Source organism: Dolomitihabitans soli, assembly GCF_022213955.1.
GTDB lineage: Bacteria > Actinomycetota > Actinomycetes > Streptosporangiales > Streptosporangiaceae > Streptosporangium_A > Streptosporangium_A soli.
Window position 1 is genome coordinate 1 of sequence record NZ_JAKNTW010000017.1, and the last position, 14,856, is coordinate 14,856.

The 14,856-nt window shown below is 65.7% G+C and carries 25 protein-coding genes; all 25 read left to right on the plus strand.

Translation table 11 applies throughout. The features are described 5' to 3' along the window. The first annotated feature begins 617 nt into the window (after window positions 1-617). The 25 genes from rpsL (at window position 618) to rplO (ending at window position 14,820) form a co-directional block, all read left to right on the plus strand. Window positions 618-992 carry a 30S ribosomal protein S12 gene (rpsL, locus tag MBA17_RS28095; RefSeq protein WP_238499611.1) on the plus strand — a complete coding sequence of 125 codons (375 nt, stop codon included), beginning with the start codon at window positions 618-620 and terminating at the stop codon, window positions 990-992. 1 nt (window position 993) lies between these two features. Further along, a complete protein-coding gene (rpsG, locus tag MBA17_RS28100) occupies window positions 994-1,464 on the plus strand; it encodes a 30S ribosomal protein S7 (RefSeq protein ID WP_238499612.1) in 471 nt (156 codons plus the stop codon). 39 nt (window positions 1,465-1,503) lie between these two features. Then, on the plus strand, window positions 1,504-3,603 hold the full coding sequence (gene fusA / locus MBA17_RS28105) for an elongation factor G (protein ID WP_455432871.1): 2,100 nt from the start codon (window positions 1,504-1,506) through the stop codon (window positions 3,601-3,603). 59 nt (window positions 3,604-3,662) lie between these two features. Then, window positions 3,663-4,856 carry an elongation factor Tu gene (gene tuf, locus MBA17_RS28110; protein WP_238499613.1) on the plus strand — a complete coding sequence of 398 codons (1,194 nt, stop codon included), beginning with the start codon at window positions 3,663-3,665 and terminating at the stop codon, window positions 4,854-4,856. 240 nt (window positions 4,857-5,096) lie between these two features. Next, a complete protein-coding gene (rpsJ, locus tag MBA17_RS28115) occupies window positions 5,097-5,405 on the plus strand; it encodes a 30S ribosomal protein S10 (RefSeq protein WP_012887830.1) in 309 nt (102 codons plus the stop codon). 14 nt (window positions 5,406-5,419) lie between these two features. Next, window positions 5,420-6,073 carry a 50S ribosomal protein L3 gene (gene rplC / locus MBA17_RS28120; RefSeq protein WP_238499614.1) on the plus strand — a complete coding sequence of 218 codons (654 nt, stop codon included), beginning with the start codon at window positions 5,420-5,422 and terminating at the stop codon, window positions 6,071-6,073. Continuing rightward, window positions 6,070-6,717: a 50S ribosomal protein L4 gene (gene rplD, locus MBA17_RS28125; RefSeq protein ID WP_238499615.1), complete on the plus strand. Its 648-nt coding sequence runs from the start codon at window positions 6,070-6,072 to the stop codon at window positions 6,715-6,717. Before rplC ends, rplD begins: the two co-directional genes overlap by 4 nt. Beyond that, the gene (gene rplW, locus MBA17_RS28130; RefSeq protein WP_238499616.1) at window positions 6,717-7,019 is read left to right on the plus strand and encodes a 50S ribosomal protein L23; all 303 of its coding nucleotides are present in this window, start codon (window positions 6,717-6,719) and stop codon (window positions 7,017-7,019) included. Before rplD ends, rplW begins: the two co-directional genes overlap by 1 nt. A gap of 48 nt (window positions 7,020-7,067) precedes the next feature. Continuing rightward, the gene (gene rplB / locus MBA17_RS28135) at window positions 7,068-7,904 is read left to right on the plus strand and encodes a 50S ribosomal protein L2 (protein ID WP_238499617.1); all 837 of its coding nucleotides are present in this window, start codon (window positions 7,068-7,070) and stop codon (window positions 7,902-7,904) included. An 11-nt stretch (window positions 7,905-7,915) separates the two neighbouring features. After that, window positions 7,916-8,194, plus strand: a complete 279-nt coding sequence (gene rpsS / locus MBA17_RS28140; RefSeq protein ID WP_238499618.1) for a 30S ribosomal protein S19 — start codon at window positions 7,916-7,918, stop codon at window positions 8,192-8,194. A gap of 29 nt (window positions 8,195-8,223) precedes the next feature. Continuing rightward, a complete protein-coding gene (rplV, locus tag MBA17_RS28145) occupies window positions 8,224-8,592 on the plus strand; it encodes a 50S ribosomal protein L22 (RefSeq protein ID WP_238499619.1) in 369 nt (122 codons plus the stop codon). Further along, window positions 8,592-9,455, plus strand: a complete 864-nt coding sequence (gene rpsC / locus MBA17_RS28150; protein ID WP_238499620.1) for a 30S ribosomal protein S3 — start codon at window positions 8,592-8,594, stop codon at window positions 9,453-9,455. Before rplV ends, rpsC begins: the two co-directional genes overlap by 1 nt. Window positions 9,456-9,457: 2 nt before the next feature. After that, a complete protein-coding gene (gene rplP, locus MBA17_RS28155; protein WP_238499621.1) occupies window positions 9,458-9,877 on the plus strand; it encodes a 50S ribosomal protein L16 in 420 nt (139 codons plus the stop codon). Further along, window positions 9,877-10,113: a 50S ribosomal protein L29 gene (gene rpmC / locus MBA17_RS28160; protein ID WP_238499622.1), complete on the plus strand. Its 237-nt coding sequence runs from the start codon at window positions 9,877-9,879 to the stop codon at window positions 10,111-10,113. Before rplP ends, rpmC begins: the two co-directional genes overlap by 1 nt. Further along, window positions 10,106-10,393 carry a 30S ribosomal protein S17 gene (gene rpsQ / locus MBA17_RS28165; protein WP_238499623.1) on the plus strand — a complete coding sequence of 96 codons (288 nt, stop codon included), beginning with the start codon at window positions 10,106-10,108 and terminating at the stop codon, window positions 10,391-10,393. The genes rpmC and rpsQ overlap by 8 nt, the downstream gene beginning before the upstream one ends. Window positions 10,394-10,581: 188 nt before the next feature. Next, the gene (gene rplN / locus MBA17_RS28170) at window positions 10,582-10,950 is read left to right on the plus strand and encodes a 50S ribosomal protein L14 (protein WP_238499624.1); all 369 of its coding nucleotides are present in this window, start codon (window positions 10,582-10,584) and stop codon (window positions 10,948-10,950) included. Between the two features lie 8 nt (window positions 10,951-10,958). Next, window positions 10,959-11,261 (plus strand): 50S ribosomal protein L24, encoded by a 303-nt coding sequence (gene rplX / locus MBA17_RS28175; RefSeq protein ID WP_238499749.1) that lies wholly within the window; start codon window positions 10,959-10,961, stop codon window positions 11,259-11,261. Further along, entirely contained in the window at window positions 11,261-11,830 is a 570-nt protein-coding gene (gene rplE, locus MBA17_RS28180) for a 50S ribosomal protein L5 (RefSeq protein WP_238499625.1), read from the plus strand. Before rplX ends, rplE begins: the two co-directional genes overlap by 1 nt. A 13-nt stretch (window positions 11,831-11,843) precedes the next feature. Further along, entirely contained in the window at window positions 11,844-12,029 is a 186-nt protein-coding gene (locus tag MBA17_RS28185) for a type Z 30S ribosomal protein S14 (RefSeq protein ID WP_238499626.1), read from the plus strand. 103 nt (window positions 12,030-12,132) lie between these two features. After that, a complete protein-coding gene (gene rpsH, locus MBA17_RS28190; RefSeq protein WP_238499627.1) occupies window positions 12,133-12,531 on the plus strand; it encodes a 30S ribosomal protein S8 in 399 nt (132 codons plus the stop codon). Between the two features lie 19 nt (window positions 12,532-12,550). Then, window positions 12,551-13,093 (plus strand): 50S ribosomal protein L6, encoded by a 543-nt coding sequence (rplF, locus tag MBA17_RS28195; protein WP_238499628.1) that lies wholly within the window; start codon window positions 12,551-12,553, stop codon window positions 13,091-13,093. Window positions 13,094-13,095: 2 nt separating this feature from the next. Continuing rightward, a complete protein-coding gene (gene rplR, locus MBA17_RS28200) occupies window positions 13,096-13,479 on the plus strand; it encodes a 50S ribosomal protein L18 (RefSeq protein WP_238499629.1) in 384 nt (127 codons plus the stop codon). Window positions 13,480-13,543: 64 nt separating this feature from the next. After that, entirely contained in the window at window positions 13,544-14,176 is a 633-nt protein-coding gene (rpsE, locus tag MBA17_RS28205) for a 30S ribosomal protein S5 (RefSeq protein WP_238499630.1), read from the plus strand. A gap of 3 nt (window positions 14,177-14,179) precedes the next feature. Continuing rightward, window positions 14,180-14,362 (plus strand): 50S ribosomal protein L30, encoded by a 183-nt coding sequence (rpmD, locus tag MBA17_RS28210; protein ID WP_238499631.1) that lies wholly within the window; start codon window positions 14,180-14,182, stop codon window positions 14,360-14,362. Between the two features lie 2 nt (window positions 14,363-14,364). After that, complete coding sequence (gene rplO / locus MBA17_RS28215) at window positions 14,365-14,820, plus strand: 50S ribosomal protein L15 (RefSeq protein ID WP_238499632.1); 456 nt, start codon at window positions 14,365-14,367, stop codon at window positions 14,818-14,820. Window positions 14,821-14,856 lie beyond the last annotated feature (36 nt).

The window sequence follows — 14,856 nt, forward strand, 5'->3', positions numbered from 1 at the left end:
CCACACCGGGGCCGCCCCCCGGGGGCCCCCCCCCACCTTGGGGGGCGGGGCCGCCCCGCGCTTTTCCCGTACGGCGAGCCGCGGCATGTGCCCGGCGTCTCCCGTACGGCGAGCCGAGGCGTGTGCCCGGCGCTTCCGGTACGGCACGCCGTACGACGACCCGTGTGGTGAATGGCCTCGGGAGTGGGAAGTAGCAGGTATGCTTTCCTCCGGGCCTATTGCGGCCGGGGAATCCGGGCGCGAGGTCACGGCACGAAAGCCACGGTCGCTCGCAAGTGAACGGCCGGGAGTGCGGTCGTTTTGACGTCCTGCGCTGGGCTGGTAGTCTTTCCCTTCGTGCCCGTGGCTTCATGGGCTTTCATGCGTGCGCTCGTAAGAGTCTCCTCTGGAGGCTGAGAGCGTGGCGTGGTCTCTTCCCGGAGTCCGGCTTCGCAGGGTGTGGTGTGGCAAGAGCGCGACACACCCGACCGCGTGGGTCGGAGCGGGAGGAAAAACAGCAGGTCATGACACCGGCAGAACCTGCAAATGAACGACTTGGGCGAGAAACCGTGTCATCGGCACGGCGGATCTGCCCGACCAAATGACGAAACACCGGCCAGAGTACGAACGGAGACGCGGTGCCCACGATTCAGCAGCTGGTCCGCAAGGGCCGCCAGGACAAGGTCACCAAGACCAAGACTCCGGCGCTCAAGCAGAACCCTCAGCGGCGCGGTGTCTGCACGCGTGTGTACACCACGACCCCCAAGAAGCCGAACTCGGCGCTCCGCAAGGTGGCCCGTGTGCGGCTCACCAACGGCATCGAGGTCACGGCCTACATCCCGGGTGTCGGTCACAACCTTCAGGAGCACTCCATCGTGCTCGTGCGCGGCGGTCGTGTTAAGGACCTGCCGGGTGTTCGCTACAAGATCATCCGTGGTTCGCTGGACACCCAGGGTGTCCGCAACCGCAAGCAGGCCCGTAGCAAGTATGGCGCGAAGAAGGAGAAGAGCTGACATGCCGCGTAAGGGCCCCGCAGGTCGCCGGCCGCTTGTCGCCGACCCGGTGTACAGCTCCCCGCTGGTCACCGCTCTCATCAACAAGGTGTTGATGAGCGGCAAGCGTTCGCTGGCGCAGACGATCGTTTACAACGCCCTTGAGGGTTGCCGCGACAAGACCGGCAACGACCCCGTGGTCACCCTCAAGCGTGCGCTCGACAACGTCAAGCCCACCCTGGAGGTGCGCAGCCGCCGGGTCGGTGGCGCCACCTACCAGGTGCCGGTGGAGGTGCGCGCGGCGCGCAGCACCACGCTGGCGCTCCGCTGGCTGGTGCAGTACTCCCGCGCCCGCCGCGAGAAGACCATGACCGAGCGGCTGATGAACGAGCTGCTCGACGCGAGCAACGGCCTCGGCGCCAGTGTCAAGCGGCGCGAGGACACGCACAAGATGGCCGAGTCCAACAAGGCCTTCGCCCATTACCGCTGGTAGTTCCCAGCATCTAGACGAGACGACGAGGACGCGAGAGAAGTGGCCACCACGACCGCTCTTGACCTGGCGATGGTCCGCAACATCGGGATCATGGCCCACATCGACGCGGGCAAGACCACGACGACTGAGCGCATCCTGTTCTACACCGGTATCAACTACAAGATCGGTGAGGTCCACGAGGGCGCTGCCACGATGGACTGGATGGAGCAGGAGCAGGAGCGCGGCATCACCATCACTTCCGCCGCGACGACCTGTAGCTGGCTGGATCACACGATCAACATCATCGACACGCCCGGCCACGTGGACTTCACCGTCGAGGTGGAGCGCTCGCTGCGCGTTCTCGACGGTGCCGTCGCGGTGTTCGACGCGGTCGCGGGTGTTGAGCCTCAGTCGGAGACCGTTTGGCGTCAGGCCGACAGGTATGGCGTGCCGCGCATCTGCTTCGTCAACAAGATGGACCGGGTCGGCGCGGAGTTCCACCGTTGCGTGGACATGATCGTGACCCGTCTGGGCGCGACTCCGCTGGTCATCCAGCTCCCGCTCGGTGTCGAGGCTGACTTCAAGGGCGTCATCGACCTGGTGAAGATGAAGGCGCTGGTGTGGAGCACCGAGGCTGCCAAGGGTGAGATGTACGACACCCTCGACATCCCGGCCGACCACCTCGACGCCGCCCGCGAATGGCGCGACAAGCTCATCGAGACCGTGTCGGAGAACGACGACGAGCTGATGGAGCTCTACCTGGAGGGCATCGAGCCCACCGAGGAGCAGCTTGCCGCCGCGATCCGCCGGGCCACCGTGTCGAGCGCGCTCAACCCGGTCCTGTGTGGCACCGCCTTCAAGAACAAGGGCGTGCAGCCCCTGCTCGACGCGATCGTCGCCTACCTCCCCGCCCCGCTTGACATCCCGGCCATCAAGGGACATGCGGTCGGCAAGGAGGACGAACTCGTCGAGCGGCACCCCGACCCGGATGAGCCCTTCTCCGCGTTGGCGTTCAAGATCATGAGCGACCAGCACCTGGGCAGGCTCACCTACATCCGCATCTACTCGGGCACGCTCGAGACCGGCACGGGGGTCGTCAACTCCGTGAAGGGCAAGAAGGAGCGGATCGGGAAGATCTACCAGATGCACGCGAACAAGCGCGAGGAGCGCCCGTTCGCGAAGGCCGGGTCGATCGTCGCCGTGATGGGTCTGAAGGACACCACCACCGGCGACACCCTGTGCGACCCGACGAAGCAGGTCGTGCTGGAGTCGATGACGTTCCCCGCGCCTGTCATCAACGTCGCCATCGAGCCCAAGACGAAGGGCGACCAGGAGAAGCTCAGCACCGCCATCCAGCGGCTGGCCGAGGAGGACCCGTCCTTCCAGGTCCGTCGTGACGAAGAGACCGGTCAGACGGTCATCTGGGGCATGGGCGAGCTGCACCTGGAGATCCTCGTCGACCGCATGCGGCGCGAGTTCCGGGTCGAGGCCAACGTCGGCCGCCCGCAGGTGGCCTACCGCGAGACCATCCGCCGCAAGGTGGAGAAGGTCGACTACACCCACAAGAAGCAGACCGGTGGGTCGGGTCAGTTCGCGCGGGTCATCATCAACCTCGAGCCGCTGGGCGAAGGCAACGACGGCTACGAGTTCGCCAACAAGGTCACGGGCGGCCGCATCCCGAGGGAGTACATCCCCTCGGTCGACGCGGGCGCTCAGGAGGCAGCCGAGTTCGGCGTGCTGGCCGGCTACCCGATGGTGGGCGTGAAGGTGACGCTCACCGACGGTGCGGCGCACGACGTCGACTCCTCGGAAATGGCCTTCAAGATCGCCGGCTCGATGGCCTTCAAGGAGGCCGCGCGCAAGGCGGACGCCGTAATCCTGGAACCGATGATGGCCGTCGAGGTCCTCACGCCCGAGGATTACATGGGTGACGTCATCGGTGACCTCAACGGTCGCCGCGGGCAGATCCAGGCGATGGAAGACCGGACCGGGGCCAAGGTGATCACGGCCCTCGTCCCGCTGTCGGAGATGTTCGGTTACGTGGGTGACCTGCGAAGCAAGACCCAGGGCCGGGCCGTGTACAGCATGCAGTTCGACTCCTACTCGGAGGTGCCCCCGGGCATCGCCAAGGAGATCGTCGCGAAGGCGCGAGGCGAATAACACCGGCCTCGAGCCCGAGTGAGAAGAAGTCCAGTCAGAATCTCTAAGGAGAAAGACCAGTGGCCAAGGCCAAGTTCGAGCGGACCAAGCCGCACGTGAACATCGGCACCATTGGGCACATCGACCACGGCAAGACCACTCTGACCGCGGCGATCACCAAGGTGCTTCACGACCGTTTCCCCGACATCAATGAGTCGACTCCGTTCGACAAAATTGACAAGGCTCCCGAGGAGAAGGCGCGTGGAATCACCATCTCCATCGCGCACGTCGAGTACCAGACGGAGAAGCGTCACTACGCTCACGTCGACTGCCCCGGTCACGCCGACTATGTGAAGAACATGATCACGGGTGCCGCGCAGATGGACGGCGCGATTCTCGTGGTCGCCGCGACCGACGGCCCGATGCCGCAGACCAAGGAGCACGTGCTCCTGGCGCGCCAGGTCGGCGTTCCCTACATCGTCGTCGCTCTCAACAAGTCCGACATGGTGGACGACGAGGAGATCCTGGAGCTCGTCGAGCTCGAGGTTCGTGAGCTGCTCTCGGCTCAGGAGTTCCCCGGCGACGACCTGCCGGTGGTCCGCGTCTCCGCGCTGAAGGCGCTGGAGGGCGACACCAAGTGGGGCGACAGCATCATCGAGCTCATGAACGCCGTGGACGAGAGCGTCCCCGAGCCGGTTCGTGACATCGACAAGCCGTTCCTGATGCCGATCGAGGACGTGTTCTCGATCACCGGCCGCGGCACCGTCGTGACCGGCCGTATCGAGCGCGGCATCGTCAAGGTCAACGAGACCGTCGACATCATCGGCATCAAGGAGAAGGGCACCACGACGACCGTCACCGGCGTCGAGATGTTCCGCAAGCTCCTTGACGAGGGCCGGGCCGGAGACAACGTCGGCCTGCTCCTGCGCGGCATCAAGCGTGAGGACGTCGAGCGCGGCCAGTGCATCATCAAGCCGGGCACGACCACCCCGCACACCGAGTTCGAGGCCCAGGTCTACATCCTGGCCAAGGACGAGGGCGGCCGCCACACACCGTTCTTCAACAACTACCGCCCGCAGTTCTACTTCCGGACCACTGACGTGACCGGAGTCGTGAACCTGCCCGAGGGCACCGAGATGGTCATGCCCGGTGACAACACCGAGATGGTCGTGAACCTCATCCAGCCGATCGCGATGGAGGAAGGCCTCAAGTTCGCGATTCGTGAGGGTGGCCGCACCGTCGGCGCCGGTAACGTAATCAAGATCATCAAGTAGTTCGATCGCGGGCCGGCGGTCGGCCCCAGGGAAACCGGGGACCGACCGCCGAACCACGAGGGGCCGCCGGCCCATATGACCGGCGCTCCTGGCCCACGCGAACCGGGCCGTGATCTCGCAGCGGTTTCGACTCGATCGAAACACCTGCAAGATCACGGAGAGGGTTGGCAGGGCCGGCAATGACGGCGACACGCCGCATGATGCTTTCACAGGACGACAGCGAAGGACACCGAGGCCACTATGGCGGGACAGAAGATCCGCATCCGGCTTAAGGCCTATGACCACGAGGTCATTGACAGTTCGGCCAAGAAGATCGTCGAGACGGTGACGCGGACCGGCGCGAAGGTCGCGGGCCCGGTGCCGCTGCCGACCGAGAAGAACGTGTACTGCGTCATCCGTTCGCCGCACAAGTACAAGGACAGCCGCGAGCACTTTGAGATGCGCACGCACAAGCGGCTGATTGACATCATCGATCCGACGCCGAAGACGGTCGACTCGCTCATGCGGCTCGACCTTCCGGCTGGCGTCGACATCTCGATCAAGCTCTGAGGGAACGCACTGACATGGCTAACCAGATCAAGGGCGTCCTGGGCAAGAAGCTCGGCATGACCCAGGTCTTCGACGCGGACAACCGGATGGTCCCGGTCACCGTCGTCGAGGCCGGTCCGTGCGTGGTGACCCGGGTCCGCACCGCCGACAACGACGGTTACTCGGCCATCCAGCTTGGCTTCGGACAGGTCGACCCGCGCAAGGTCAACAAGCCGCTGGGTGACTACCTGCGCAAGCACGACATCACCCCGCGCCGTTACTTCGCCGAAGTCCGTACGGACGACGCCAACGAGTACACCATCGGTCAGGAACTGCTGGCCGACACCTTCGAAGCCGGCCAGTTCGTCGATGTGACGGGCAAGAGCAAGGGCAAGGGCTTCGCGGGTGTCATGAAGCGCCACGGTTTCAAGGGCCTGAGCGCCTCGCACGGTACCCAGCGCAAGCACCGCTCGCCGGGTTCCATCGGCGGCTGTGCCACTCCGGGCCGTGTCTTCAAGGGTCTGCGCATGGCGGGTCGGATGGGCAACATCCGCACCACCATCCAGAGCCTGAAGGTGCACGCCGTGGACGCCGAGAAGGGTCTCATCCTGATCAAGGGTGCGATTCCCGGCGCCAACGGCAGCCTGGTCATGATCCGTACCGCCACCAAGAAGGGGGCTGCCAAGTGAGCACGGTAGACGTCCTCGACCTGAGCGGTGCGAAGACCGGCTCCGTCGAACTGCCGGCGGAGATCTTCGGCACGAAGGTCAACATCCCGCTGATCCACCAGGTCGTCGTAGCCCAGCTCGCCGCTCGCCGGCAGGGCACCCACAAGGCCAAGACGCGTGGCGAGGTCCGCGGCGGCGGCAAGAAGCCGTACCGGCAGAAGGGCACCGGCCGGGCCCGTCAGGGTTCGACCCGCGCCCCGCAGTTCGCCGGCGGCGGCGTCGTCCACGGTCCCCTTCCGCGTGACTACGCGCAGAAGACGCCGAAGAAGATGAAGTCGGCGGCCCTGCGTGGCGCTCTGTCCGACCGCGCGAGCGGCGGCCGGATCCACGTGGTCAGCGGACTGGTGACCGGCGAGACCCCCAAGACCAAGGCGGCCATCGAGTCGCTGCGGAAGATCACGCAGGCCAGGACCGTGCTGGTCGTGGTGGACGAGGGTGACGAGCTCACCTGGCTCAGCCTGCGTAACGTGCCCGACGTCCACCTTCTGGACGCCGGTCAGCTGAACACTTATGACGTGCTCTGCAACGACGACCTGGTCTTCACCCAGGAGGCGTACGACCAGGTCGTGGCGCGGCTGAGCAACAGCGGGAAGGATGACGCCTGATGGAGAAGATCGCCGACCCGCGCGACATCATCATCAAGCCGGTTGTCTCTGAGAAGAGCTACGGCCTGATCGATGAGCACAACAAGTACACGTTCCTGGTGAAGAAGACCGCGAACAAGACCCAGGTCAAGATCGCGGTCGAGCAGATCTTCGGCGTCAAGGTCACCAGCGTGAACACCATCAACCGGCAGGGCAAGCGCAAGCGCACCCGGCAGGGCTTCGGCAAGCGGCCCGACACCAAGCGCGCGATCGTGAGCCTGGTGGACGGCGACCGGATCGACATCTTCGGTCAGGTCGGCTGAGCCGCCGACTAGCCAGAAGCCAGAACCGACGAGGGATGAACGAAAAAGATGGGCATCCGTAAATACAAGCCGACGACTCCTGGTCGACGCGGCGCGAGCGTCTCGGACTTTGCCGAGATCACGCGTAGCACGCCTGAGAAGTCGCTGCTTGCTCCCCTGCACAGCAAGGGTGGCCGCAACGTCCACGGCCGGGTTACCGCCCGGCACCAGGGCGGCGGTCACAAGCGCGCCTACCGGATCATCGATTTCCGGCGGAACGACAAGGACGGCATCCCGGCGAAGGTCGCTCACATCGAGTACGACCCCAACCGCACGTCCCGTATCGCGCTGCTGCACTTCGCCGACGGCGAGAAGCGCTACATCATCGCGCCGACCGGCCTCAAGCAGGGGGATCGCGTCGAGAACGGCCCCGGGGCCGACATCAAGCCCGGCAACTGCCTGCCGCTGCGCAACATTCCGACCGGTACCTTCATCCACGCGGTGGAGCTCCGGCCGGGCGGCGGCGCCAAGCTGGGCCGCTCCGCGGGAGCGCAGATCCAGCTCCTGGCCAAGGAGGGGCAATACGCCACGCTGCGTATGCCCTCCGGCGAAATGCGCATGGTCGACGTGCGCTGCCGGGCCTCCGTCGGCCAGGTGGGCAACGCCGAGCAGGCGAACATCAACATCGGTAAGGCCGGCCGTAACCGCTGGAAGGGCAAGCGCCCGACCGTCCGCGGTGTCGCCATGAACCCGATCGACCACCCGCACGGTGGTGGTGAGGGCAAGACCTCCGGCGGTCGCCACCCGGTTAACCCGAACGGTAAGCCGGAGGGTCGTACCCGCCAGGCGAACAAGTCAAGCGACCGGCTGATCATCCGTCGTCGGAGCAAGAGGAAGAAGCGGTAGGAGCAGCCGAAATGCCACGTAGCCTTAAGAAGGGCCCCTTCGTGGACCACCACCTGATCAAAAAGGTGGACGTCCAGAACGAAAAGGGCACCAAGAACGTCATCAAGACGTGGTCGCGGCGCTCCATGATCGTGCCCGACATGCTCGGCCACACGATCGCCGTACACGACGGCCGCAAGCACGTCCCGGTGTTCATCACCGAGTCGATGATCGGCCACAAGCTGGGCGAGTTCGCTCCTACGCGAACCTTCCGCAGCCATGTCAAGGAAGACCGCCGCAGCCGGCGATAAACGCCTTCAGAAGGTCAGAGGAGTAAGCGATGGAAGCCAGGGCTCAGGCGCGGTTCGTCCGCGTCACGCCCCAGAAGGCCCGCCGCGTGGTGGACCTTATTCGCGGGCTGCCCGCTTCGGAGGCGCAGGCCGTGCTGCAGTTCGCTCCCCAGGCGGCGAGCGAGCCCATCTTCAAGGTGCTCTCGAGCGCGATGGCGAACGCAGAGCACAACAACAAGCTCGACCGCGAGACGCTGGTCGTGAGCCGTGCGTGGGTCGATGAGGGCCCGACGCTCAAGCGGTTCCGTCCCCGCGCCCAGGGCCGTGCCTATCGGATCAACAAGCGGACGAGCCACATCACAGTGATCGTCGAGTCCCGGCCTGAGGGCCAGGGCAAGCCGAAGGGAAGGACCCGCTAGTGGGCCAGAAGGTTAACCCGCACGGGTTCCGCCTCGGCATCACGACCGACTTCAAGAGTCGGTGGTACGCCGACAAACTCTACAAGGCCTATGTCGCCGAGGATGTGTCGATCCGCCGCATGCTGCAGAAGGGCATGGAGCGGGCCGGCATCTCCAAGGTAGAGATCGAGCGGACCACCGACCGGGTTCAGGTCGACATCCACACCGCACGGCCGGGCATCGTCATCGGCCGCCGCGGCGCCGAGGCGGACCGTATCCGTGGCGATCTCGAAAAGCTGACCAAGAAGCAGGTTCAGCTCAACATTCTCGAGGTCAAGAACCCCGAGATCGACGCGCAGCTCGTCGCCCAGGGCGTGGCGGAGCAGCTGTCCAGCCGTGTCTCCTTCCGCCGGGCCATGCGTAAGGCCATGCAGTCGGCGATGAAGAGCGGCGCCAAGGGCATCCGGGTGCAGTGCTCGGGTCGCCTCGGTGGCGCTGAGATGTCCCGTTCGGAGTTCTACCGCGAGGGCCGCGTGCCCCTGCACACGCTCCGGGCGGACATCGACTACGGCTTCTACGAGGCCCGCACCACCTTCGGTCGGATCGGCGTGAAGGTGTGGATCTACAAGGGTGAGGCCCCGACCTCCCGCGCCGAGCGTGAGGCGGCGGCAGCAGCCGCGGCCGGCGCCCGCGCCGGGCAGCGCAGGGACCGCACCGATCGGCCGGCTCGCGGCGGTGGCGGTGGCCGCGGCGGCCGCGGCGGTCGCGACGGCGGCGCCCCGCGCAGCGGTGGCGGCGGTCGTGGACCGAAGACCGAGTCAACCGCGCCCGCAGGGGCGCCCGAGTCCGGCCCGGCGGAGCAGCCCGGTGCTGAGGGGAGCTGACCATGCTGATCCCACGCAGGGTCAAGCACCGCAAGCAGCACCGGCCCGACCGTCACGGCATGGCCACGGGCGGCACCAGGGTCGTCTTCGGCGAGTTCGGCATTCAGGCCGTTGAGCACAGCTATGTGACCAACCGCCAGATCGAGGCCGCTCGTATCGCGATGACCCGCCACATCAAGCGTGGCGGAAAGGTCTGGATCAACATCTACCCGGACCGTCCGCTCACCAAGAAGCCTGCCGAGACCCGGATGGGTTCCGGTAAGGGTTCGCCGGAGTGGTGGATCGCCAACGTCAAGCCGGGCCGCGTCATGTTCGAGCTGTCCGGTGTGGCCGAGCCTGTGGCCCGTGAGGCCCTCAGGCGCGCGATGCACAAACTGCCCATGAAGTGCCGTTTCGTCAAGCGAGAAGTGGGTGAGGCGTGATGGCACAGGGCCTGACCGCCGCTGATCTGCGTCAGCAGGACAAGGACGAGCTGGTCATCAAGCTGAAGGAAGCCAAGGAGGAGCTGTTCAACCTCCGCTTCCAGTCGGCGACCGGCCAGCTCGAGAGTTACGGGCGGCTCCGCGCCGTCCGTCGAGAGATCGCCCGTATCTACACCGTGATGCGGGAGCGGGAGCTTGGCATCATCACGGAAGTGAAGGAGCCGAGCGATGGCTGAGACCACGGAGAAGGACGACGCGGCGCGCGCGCGCAACTACCGCAAGACCCGTGAGGGTCTCGTCGTCGGCGACAAGATGGAGAAGACCGTCGTCGTCGCCGTCGAGGACCGCGTGAAGCACCCGCTGTACGGCAAGGTCATCCGCCGTACGACCAAGTACAAGGCGCACGACGAGGCCAACGAGTGTGGTGTCGGCGACCGCGTGCTGCTCATGGAGACCCGGCCGCTGTCCGCTACCAAGCGGTGGCGCGTCGTGGAGGTCCTTGAGAAGGCGAAGTAACGCGTCCCGTGGGGGTCCTCCCCACGAAGACGTCCAAGGGCGCGGGAGCGAGAGCTCCCGCGCCGCCTGCGGCGGCGGGCGTACGGTCCAGCGGGCCGTACGGCTGTCGCCGGGGGATCAAGACCACAGGAAGTTCCGCAAGGCTCACCGTCAGATGGTGAGAACCGGCGCGACACACAGGAGTTGACGTGATCCAGCAGGAGTCGCGACTCAAGGTCGCCGACAACACGGGTGCCAAGGAGATTCTCTGCATCCGCGTGCTCGGCGGCTCGGGTCGGCGCTACGCGGGTATCGGCGACATCATCGTCGCCACGGTGAAGGATGCCCTTCCCGGCGGTGGTGTGAAAAAGGGTGAGGTCGTCAAGGCTGTCGTGGTGCGTACCCGTAAGGAGCGCCGCCGCCCAGACGGCTCCTACATCCGCTTCGACGAGAACGCCGCGGTCATCATCAAGGACAGCGGTGACCCTCGGGGCACGCGTATCTTCGGTCCGGTCGGCCGCGAGCTGCGCGAGAAGAAGTTCATGCGCATCATCTCGCTCGCTCCGGAGGTGCTGTAATGGCGAAGCTGCACGTGAAGAAGGGTGACCTGGTTCAGGTCATCGCAGGTAAGGACAAGGGCGCCAAGGGTCGTGTGATCCTGGCACGTCCGAGCGACCAGCGTGTGGTCGTCGAGGGCGTGAACATGATCAAGAAGCACGCCAAGGAGACCCACCAGGGCCCGCGCGGCGCCAAGACCGGCGGCGTGCAGACCATGGAGGCCCCCATCCACGTGAGCAACGTCAAGAAGCTCAAGGATGACAAGCCGGCCAAGGACGAGAAGCCCGCGAAGAAGGCCGACGAGGCCGACAAGTCGGGTGAGGACAACTGATGACCGCCACGACACCAGAGCGCACGCTCCCGCGCCTCAAGCAGCGCTACCGCGAAGAGATCATCGCGCAGCTGCGTGAGCAGTTCGGTATCGAGAACATCATGCAGGTGCCCGGCCTGACCAAGATCAAGGTCAACATGGGGGTGGGCGAAGCCGCCCGCGACTCCAAGCTGATCGAGGGCGCGGTCCGCGACCTCACCGCGATCACCGGTCAGAAGCCGGCCGTGGCCAGGGCCCGCAAGTCCATCGCGCAGTTCAAGCTGCGTGAGGGCATGCCGATCGGCGCCCACGTCACGCTTCGTGGCGACCGCATGTGGGAGTTCCTGGACCGTCTGCTGTCCACGGCCCTGCCGCGTATCCGTGACTTCCGCGGCCTGTCGCCGAAGCAGTTCGACGGCAACGGCAACTACACCTTCGGTCTCACCGAGCAGGTCATGTTCCACGAGGTGGACCAGGACAAGGTCGACCGGCAGCGGGGCATGGACATCACTGTGGTGACCACCGCGACGAACGATGACCAGGGCCGGGCGCTGCTGAAGCTCCTCGGATTCCCGTTCAAGGAAGCATAGGAGAGGCCGGATCATGGCGAAGAAGTCGCTGATCGCCAAGGCGGGGCGCAAGGCCAAGTTCGATGTGAGGGCGTACACTCGGTGCTCGCGTTGCGGACGGCCCCGTGCGGTCTACCGCAAGTTCGGGCTGTGCCGCGTGTGCTTCCGTGAGATGGCGCACCGGGGCGAGCTGCCGGGCATCACCAAGTCCAGCTGGTAGAGCCCAGCCGTAGGTAAGAAGTCGTATTCACCGGGTGCCGCAATGGCGCCCATGACCACGCCGTAGGTCCTAAAGGAAACCGCGGCGAGGAAGGCCACCGGCCATGACGATGACCGACCCGATCGCAGACATGTTGACTCGTCTGCGAAACGCGAACTCGGCATACCACGAGAGTGTGGTCATGCCGTACTCGAAGATCAAGGCGCACATCGCCGAGATCCTCCAGCAGGAGGGTTACATCCAGACCTGGAACGTCGAAGACGCCAAGGTCGGGAAGAGCCTCGTGGTGGAGCTCAAGTTCGGGCCCACGCGTGAGCGGTCTATCGCTGGCCTGCGCCGGGTGTCGAAGCCCGGTCTGCGGGTCTATGCAAAGAAGGACAACCTGCCTCGCGTCCTGGGCGGGCTGGGCGTCGCGATCATCTCGACGTCCGGCGGGCTCATGACTGACAAGCAGGCCGGCAAGCGTGGTGTGGGCGGGGAAGTCCTCGCCTACGTTTGGTAACGAGGGGAGGAATTTCAGCATGTCGCGAATCGGACGGCTGCCCATCCCCGTACCGAACGGTGTCGAGATCACCATCGACGGCCGGGATGTCAGGGTTCAGGGGCCAAAGGGCACGCTTTCTCACACGGTAGCCGAGCCCATCAATGTGGCTCGCGCCGATGACGGCACCATCGCCGTCACCCGCCCCAACGACGAGAACAAGATCCGTGCGCTGCACGGGCTCTCTCGGACGCTGATCGCCAACATGGTGGCCGGTGTCACGGAGGGCTACTCCAAGTCGCTGGAGATCGTGGGTGTCGGTTACCGCGTCCAGGCGAAGGGCTCGACTCAGCTCGAGTTCTCGCTGGGCTTCAGTCACCCGGTGATCGTGGACGCCCCCGAGGGCGTCACCTTCCGCGTCGAGCGGCCGACTCTGTTCCACGTGGACGGCATCGACAAGCAGAAGGTCGGCGAGGTCGCCGCCAACATCCGTAAGTTGCGCAAGCCTGACCCGTACAAGGGCAAGGGCGTGCGTTACCAGGGCGAAGTAATCCGCCGCAAGGTCGGAAAGGCTGGTAAGTAGGCATGGCTCCCAAGACTGCGTTCGGCAAGCACACGGCCGCCCGCGCCGTCTCGCGGGCCCGCCGACACGGCCGAGTCCGCAAGAAGGTCGTCGGTACCGACCAGCGTCCGCGCATGGTCGTCAACCGTTCGACCCGGCATCTGTTCGTGCAGATCGTCGATGACACCCAGGGTCACACTCTGGTGAGCGCGTCCACCATGGACTCCTCGCTGCGGGTGGCCGAAGGGGACAAGACCGACAAGGCGAAGAAGGTCGGCGAGCTTCTCGCTCAGCGGGCCAAGGCTGCCGGGATCACCTCAGTCGTCTTCGACCGTGGTGGCAACCGCTACGCGGGGCGCCTCGCGGCCCTCGCGGACAGCGCGCGTGAAGGCGGGCTGGAGTTCTGATGACTCTTTCCCGAGGATCGCAACTGATGGTCCGTCGTATGAGCAACGAGAAGAGGAACCACTGATGGCTGCAGCTCCGCGCCGCGGCGCCGGTGGCGGTGGCGAGCGGCGAGACCGTCGTGACGATCGCCGCGGTGGCGCCGCCGACAAGGGCGTCTCCTACATCGAGCGCGTCGTGAAGATCAACCGAGTGGCCAAGGTCGTCAAGGGCGGACGGCGCTTCAGCTTCACCGCCCTGGTCATCGTGGGTGACGGCAACGGCCTGGTCGGCGTCGGATACGGCAAGGCCAAGGAGGTGCCCGCGGCGATCGCCAAGGGTGTCGAAGAGGCCAAGAAGCACTTCTTCAAGGTGCCGCGCATCCAGGGCACCATCCCGCACACCGTGCAGGGTGAGGAGGCCGCCGGAGTCGTGCTCCTGCGTCCCGCCTCGGCCGGTACCGGTGTCATCGCGGGTGGCCCGGTGCGCGCTGTCCTGGAGTGCGCCGGCATCCACGACGTGCTGTCCAAGTCGCTCGGCTCGGACAACCCGATCAACATCGTGCACGCCACGGTGGCGGCGCTGAAGGGCCTCTCGCGCCCTGAGGAGATCGCCGCCCGTCGTGGCCTGCCGATCGAGGACGTGGCGCCGAAGTCCATGCTCAAGGCTCGCGCCGAGGGCATCGCCGAGGCCGCGGCCGCTGCGAAGGCGGTGAGCTAGTCGATGGCGCGTCTCAAGATCAAGCAGGTACGCTCCAAGATCGGCGGCAAGCAGAACCAGCGTGACTCGCTGCGCTCGCTTGGCCTGAAGCGAATCGGCGATGTCGTCGTCAAGGAGGACCGCCCGGAGATCCGTGGCATGGTCTCCGTGGTGACGCACCTCGTCGAGGTGGAAGAGGTCGACTAGTCATGTCTGAGAACAGTCCGCTCCGCATTCACGACCTGCGTCCTGCTCGTGGCGCCAACAAGTCCAAGGTCCGCAAGGGCCGGGGCGAGGCGTCCAAGGGCAAGACCTCCGGTCGTGGCACCAAGGGCACCAAGGCGCGCAGGTCGGTGCCGCTCGGCTTCGAAGGTGGTCAGGTTCCGCTCCAGCGGCGGCTGCCGAAGCTGAAGGGCTTCTCCAACGCGCTCTTCAAGACGACCTATCAGGTCGTCAATCTGGACAAACTCGGCGAGTTGTTCCCCGAGGGTGGCGACGTCACCGTCGAGGCCCTGGTCGCCAAGGGCGCTGTCCGGAAGAATCAGCTCGTCAAGGTCCTGGGTACTGGGGATATCTCCGTCGCGGTGAACGTGCAGGCGCACGCCTTCTCCGCGTCAGCCAAGGAGAAGATCGCCACCGCCGGGGGCTCGACCACCGAGCTGTAGCCGTCATTATGAGGCGCGGGTGCTCGTTATGGGCTC